3 protein-coding genes are annotated in these 5,840 nt (G+C 72.3%); 1 reads left to right on the top strand and 2 read right to left on the bottom strand.

The window, feature by feature from the left end:
* Together ABD308_RS35880 and ABD308_RS35875 are read right to left on the bottom strand one after the other, a co-directional pair.
* Positions 1-980, bottom strand: a 980-nt coding sequence (locus ABD308_RS35880; RefSeq protein WP_344344310.1) for a YihY/virulence factor BrkB family protein, incomplete at its 3' end; no start/stop codon positions are given.
* 91 nt (positions 981-1,071) lie between these two features.
* A complete protein-coding gene (locus ABD308_RS35875) occupies positions 1,072-2,070 on the bottom strand; it encodes a glycosyltransferase family 2 protein (RefSeq protein ID WP_425554935.1) in 999 nt (332 codons plus the stop codon).
* A 148-nt stretch (positions 2,071-2,218) separates the two neighbouring features.
* Between ABD308_RS35875 and ABD308_RS35870 the strand changes: the two genes are divergently transcribed.
* Positions 2,219-5,794 carry a bifunctional glycosyltransferase/CDP-glycerol:glycerophosphate glycerophosphotransferase gene (locus ABD308_RS35870; protein ID WP_344344307.1) on the top strand — a complete coding sequence of 1,192 codons (3,576 nt, stop codon included), beginning with the start codon at positions 2,219-2,221 and terminating at the stop codon, positions 5,792-5,794.
* Positions 5,795-5,840 lie beyond the last annotated feature (46 nt).

Genomic DNA, 5,840 nt, shown 5'->3' with positions numbered 1-5,840 from the left:
GCGCAGCCGGCGGCGCGGCCGGACCGGTTGACGTCCTCGTCCGCGCCGTCGGCCTCCCGGGCCGTCCTCTCCTCCTCGGCCTCCTCGGCCGCCTCGACCAGGGCCCGGGCGCGCTCCCTGGCCCGCTCCCGGGCCGCCACCGGGTCGGCGGTGGCGGTCCAGGCGACGCAGTACATCAGCAGCCGGCAGACGAAGTTGATCCAGAGCAGCAGCGCCACCGGCACGCCGAAGGCGCCGTAGAGGCTCCGCCCGGCGACCGAGCCGAGGTACGAGGAGAGCAGGATCTTCAGCAGCTCGAAGCCGACCGCGCCGATCAGCGCGCCCTGCAGCACGTCCCGCCGGCGCTGGTGGCCGATCCGCGGGAACGGCGCCAGCAGGTAGGCGAAGAGCAGCATGTCCGAGCCCACCGCGATCAGCAGGCCGGCCGCGCTGAGCAGGTAGCCGGCGGAGCCCAGACCGGCCCAGTCGGCGATCCGGCCCGCCAGCGTGGTGCCGGCGGCCGAGGCGCCGAGCGAGACCAGCGAGACCGCGCCCAGGCCGCCGAGCACCACGAAGTCCCAGGCCTTGCGCAGCAGCGGGTTGCCCTCCTCGTCGGGCAGCTGCCACAGGTCCCGGATCGAGGTCCGCATGGTGTCCACCCAGCCGAGGCCGGAGAGCACCAGCAGCACCCCGCTGACCAGACCGACCGCGCCGGCGTTGGCGACCAGCGAGGGCAGGTTCAGCGCGTCCGAGATGCCGGGCAGCTGGTCGGAGACGCGCTGCTGGATGTCCTCCACCCGGCTGTCGCTGAGGGTCGCGACGGCGATCGCCAGCGCGACCGTCAGCAGCGGGAAGAGCGCGAGGAAGCCGAAGAAGGTGACCGCGCCGGCCAGCCGGTTGCCGCGCAGCGCGGTGAAGTGCTGGTAGGCGCGGTACGGGCGGCTGCGCAGCACCCGCGCGACGAGCGGGCCGATCACCGGAAGGCGGGTCAGGAAGTCCACCGTCCGGTTATACCCGCGCTTCCCCCGAACGGACGTCAGGCTCGGCCGCTCCGGTTCGCCCGGCCGGGCCCGTCCAGCCGGCCCGGCGGGTTCAGCGGCGGACCATCCGGCGGGCCCGGGCCAGCGCCCGGACCGCCTGGTAGGCGGTGTAGCGGCCGTGGCCGAGCAGTTCGGTGCGCAGCCCGGCCATCCCGCCGGGCGGCCGGTAGCCGGCCGGGCGGAGCCGGGCGCAGTGCCCGGCGGCGCGGCGGAAGAACTCCCGGCGGTCGCCGGGCGGCACCCGGCCCGGCCGGGAGACCACGGTGTTCAGGTGGTGCAGCATCCGGCCGTAGACCACCGGGCGCCAGCGCTCCAGGTCGGGGCGGCCGTCCAGGAAGGCGAAGACCAGGTCGTACTGGCCGAAGACGTCGAAGTGCTTGCGGCTGGCGGTGGCCAGGATGTTGCCGCCCTCCTGGCGCTGGCGGTAGTGGACGCCGACCCGGTCGAGCAGCGTGATGCTCCGGGCGGAGAGCAGCGCCGGGTACGTCCAGGGGGTGTCCTCGTAGTAGCCCGCCGGGAAGGTCAGGCCCTGCGCGGTGACGAAGTCGCGGCGGTAGGCCTTGTTCCAGACCACCTGGAGCAGTTCCAGCAGGTCGGGGCGGTCGGCGAGGTCGAAGACCTCCCGGGAGGGGGCGTCGAACACCTTGGCCGAGGCGGCCCGGACGACCCGGCCGTCGGCGTAGGTGCGGGCGTAGTCGTAGACCAGGACGTCCGGGTCGCCGCCGGCCGTGAGCCGGTCGTCCACCGCCTTGAGCAGACCGGGGGTCAGGGTGTCGTCGCTGTCCAGGAAGAGCACGTAGTCGCCGGTGGCGACCTCCAGGCCGGCGTTGCGGGCCCGGCCGAGGCCGACGTTCTCCGGCAGGTGCAGCACCCGCACCCGGGGGTCGCGGCCGGCCGCCTCGTCGAGCAGGGCGCCGCAGCCGTCCGGGGAGCGGTCGTCCACCGCGATCAGCTCGAAGTCCGGGCCGTCCTGGCCGAGCACGGAGGCGAGGCACTCGGGGAGGTACTCCTCGACCCGGTAGACCGGGACGATCACACTGAAGCGGGGCATGGCCCCAGGGTAGTGGGGGTGCCGGACCGCGCCCCCGGGGGGCCTTGGACCGGACGGTAGGATCGACGGGCACGTACGCACCGATCAAAGTGCGGTCAGACCCCGAACCGGGCTGCCACGCTCCTCCAGAGAAAGGCCTGCGTAGCCGATGGCTCCCCGCCTCTCCATCGTCGTCCCGATCTACAACGTCGAGCGCTACCTAGAGGAGTGCCTCGACTCGATCGCCGCCCAGACCTTCACGGACTTCGAGTGCGTCATGGTCGACGACGGTTCGAAGGACAACAGTGCCGCCCTCGCCGAGGCGTACGCCGCCAAGGACTCCCGATTCCGGCTGGTCCGCCAGGTCAACAAGGGCCTCGGCGCGGCCCGCAACACCGGCATCCGGCACATCGACCCGGACGCCGAGTTCCTCTGCTTCGTCGACAGCGACGACTCGATGCCGCCCAGCGCGTACGAGCTGATGATCAACACGCTGGACGAGACGGGCTCGGACTTCGCCACCGGCAACGTGCTGCGCTTCCGGGCGATCGGCTACTACCAGTCCGGCGGCCACAGCCGCCCGTTCGCCAAGACGGTGCTCAAGACGCACATCACCGAGATCCCGTCGCTGGTCACCGACCGCACCGCGTGGAACAAGGTGTACCGCCGCTCCTTCTTCGACGCGGCCGACATCCTCTACCCCGAGGGCATCCTGTACGAGGACGCCCCGGTCAGCGTGCCGCACCACTACCTCGCCAAGAGCGTCGACGTGCTCTCCGAGCCGATCTACCACTGGCGCGAGCGCGAGGTCGGCGAGATGTCGATCACCCAGATGCGCACCAACCCGAAGGGCCTGATCGACCGCGTCACCTCGGTCGAGCTGGTCCGCGGCTGGCTGAAGAAGCAGACCGAGCCGCGCTTCGCCGAGTACCTGAGGTCCTACGACGAGAACACCCTCGTCGAGGAGATCCCGATGTTCTTCTGGTCCGTCGTGGACGGCGACAAGGAGTACCGGGACGCCTACATCCGCTGCGTCAGCCGGCTGCTGCGCGCGATCGGCCCGGAGCAGGTCAAGAAGCTGCGCGCGCCGCTGCGCCTGAAGTACCACCTGACCCTGCAGGGCCGGATCGACGAGTTCGTCGAGCAGATCAAGTACGAGGGCGAGAGCAACGGCGGCGTCATCGCCAAGGGCCTGCTGCGCCCGTACGCCGAGTACCCGTTCCTGCGCGGCGGCCGCAAGAGCGTGCCGCCGGGCCTGCTCAGCCTGCGCAACTCCACCGTCATCCGCAGCCGGCTCTACGACGCGCACTGGGAGGGCGGCCGGCTGCGGATGACCGGCCACGCGTACCCGGAGCAGCTGGGCGCGGCCAACAAGCACGACATGGTCCGCACGCTGGTGCTGCGCGAGGCCAAGGGCCGCCGGGTCATCGCGGTGCCGATGAAGACCCTGTACAGCCCCGAGGCCACCGCCACCAACCACCACGACCTCTACAACTGCGACTGGGCCGGCTTCACGGTCGCCCTCGACCCGGAGAAGCTCAAGCACCGCGGCCAGTGGAAGGACGGCAACTGGCGCGTCCTGGTCGCCGGCGCCGGCAAGGGCGGCGTCTACAAGGGCCGGATCTGGGCCGGCTGGGCGGACACCGCCCTCTACCAGCCCTCGCACTGGGTCGAGCCGGACGTGCGGATCGTGCCGTTCGTCCGCGACGGCAGCGTCTACCTGCGGGTGGAGAACGTGCGGGTGCGGGTGACCGGGATCGCCGCGCAGGGCGACACCGTCGAGGTGTCCGGCGCGGCCCGCTCCGACGTCCGGCTGGGCGGCGCGAAGCTGCGGCTCACCCACGTCGAGTCCGAGCGCGAGCTGTTCTTCCCGGTGTCCGCAGGCACCCAGGCCGGCGGCCTGCAGCCGTTCCGCGCCTCCCTCGCGATCCCCGAGCTGACCGGGGTCCGCGAGAGCTGGGCCGAGCTGGACCCGATCGCCGAGGAGCGCGCCCGCGACCGCTGGGACACCAGCCTGGTGCTGACCGACGGCACCGTCGTGCCGCTCGCCTGGGACGACCGCAACGCGCCGGAGCAGCTCAACCTGGTGCTCAACGCGGACGCCGAGCCCGAGCAGCGGCGCGCGCTCTACAGCAAGCCCTCCCCCGGCGGCTACCTGCAGTTCCTGGACCAGCTGCTGCAGCCGATAGTGCACGAGGTCACCGCGCGCGGCGCGGACGGCTTCCTCCTCAGCGGCACCTTCCCGCTGCCCGGCACCCACCGCTGGGAGCTGGTGGTCCGTCACCACTGGGGCGAGGAGCAGCACGTCTACCCGGTGGAGATCGCGGACGGCCGCTTCCGCGCCGCGCTGCCCGCCGTGCCGACCGCGTCCTTCGCGGGCAACGTGCCGCTGGCCCAGGGCGGTTGGAACGTCTCGTTCCGCCCGGTCGGCGCCAGCTTCCACCCGGACATGGCCTCCTACGCGCTGATCGCGCCCGAGTGCTGGGGCTCGCTGCCGCTGGAGGTGGAGGCCCGCGGCAAGCGGATCGTGCTGGAGCGCCGCCACCACGACGGCCTGCAGATGGAGTCGGAGAACATACTGCTTCCGGAGGAGCGCAGCGGCTGGCGCCAGCGCCGGCTGCGGACGGTCGACTACCCCGCCTCCCGCCGGCTCCCGCCGCGCGACACGGTGCTCTACAACGTCGCGCTCGGCGGCCTCTACGCGGACTCGCCGCGGGCGATCCACGAGGAGCTGGTGCGCCGCGGCCTGCCGCTGGAGCACCTGTGGGGCACCGACGACCTGCAGGCCGACCTGCCGCAGTCGGCGGGCGCCGTCCGGCTCTTCAGCCCGGAGTGGTTCGAGGCGCTGGCCACCGCGAAGTACATCGTCACCAGCGCGCACCTGCCGGACTTCTTCGTCCGCCGGCCCGGCCAGATCGTCCTGCAGACCTGGCACGGCTCGCCGCTCAAGCAGATCGGCCACGACTTCGAGAAGGTCTGGTTCACCGACGCGCACTACCTGAAGGGCCTCGCCAAGGAGGTTCCGAACTGGAGCATCCTGCTGGCCGGCAGCACCTGGGCGGCCCCGGTGCTGCGCCGCGCCTTCGACTTCAAGGGCGAGATCCTGGAGAGCGGCCTGCCGCGCAACGACGTGTTCTTCTCCCCGGAGAAGGAGAAGACCGCCGAGCGGGTGCGCGAGCGGCTGGGCCTGCCCGAGGGCAAGAAGGTCGTGCTGTACGCGCCGACCTGGCGCGAGGACCGGCGCCGCCACTACGGCGGCTACCAGCTGCACCTGCAGCTGGACCTGGTGGCGGCGAAGGCCGCGCTGGCCGACGACCAGGTGCTGCTGGTCCGCCGGCACTCCAACGTCCGCGAGCAGATCGCCGAGGCCGGCAACGGCTACGTCTGGGACGTCAGCAGCTACCCGGACATGGCCGAGCTGCTGCTGGTCGCCGACGTGCTGGTGACCGACTACGCGGCGTCGACCTTCGACTTCGCGGCGACCGGCAAGCCGATCCTGTTCTTCACCTACGACCTGGCGCACTACCGCGACAACCTGCGCGGCTTCTCGCTGGACTTCGAGGCGGACGCGCCCGGCCCGCTGCTGGCCACCTCCGAGGAACTGGTCACGGCGCTCGGCCGGGTGGACGAGGTCGCCGCCGAGTACGCCGGGAAGTACGCGGACTTCCGCGCGAAGTACTGCGACCTGGACGACGGCCACGCCGCCGCCCGGGCCGTGGACGCCATGCTGAGCCGCGAGGCCTGACCGGCCGCCCCGCCGCTACCGGAGGGGCCCGACGCGAACACCGCGC

Origin of the sequence: Kitasatospora putterlickiae, from assembly GCF_039527695.1 — a bacterium.
Taxonomy (GTDB): Bacteria; Actinomycetota; Actinomycetes; order Streptomycetales; family Streptomycetaceae; genus Kitasatospora; species Kitasatospora putterlickiae.
This window is presented reverse-complemented; position numbering and strand designations above follow the sequence as displayed.

What these genes read in the sequence shown, in the direction of transcription:
- ABD308_RS35875 (WP_425554935.1), bottom strand. Translation starts at nt 2,070, where the DNA reads ATGCCCCGCTTCAGTGTGATCGTCCCGGTCTACCGGGTCGAGGAGTAC.
- ABD308_RS35870 (WP_344344307.1), top strand. Translation starts at nt 2,219, where the DNA reads ATGGCTCCCCGCCTCTCCATCGTCGTCCCGATCTACAACGTCGAGCGC.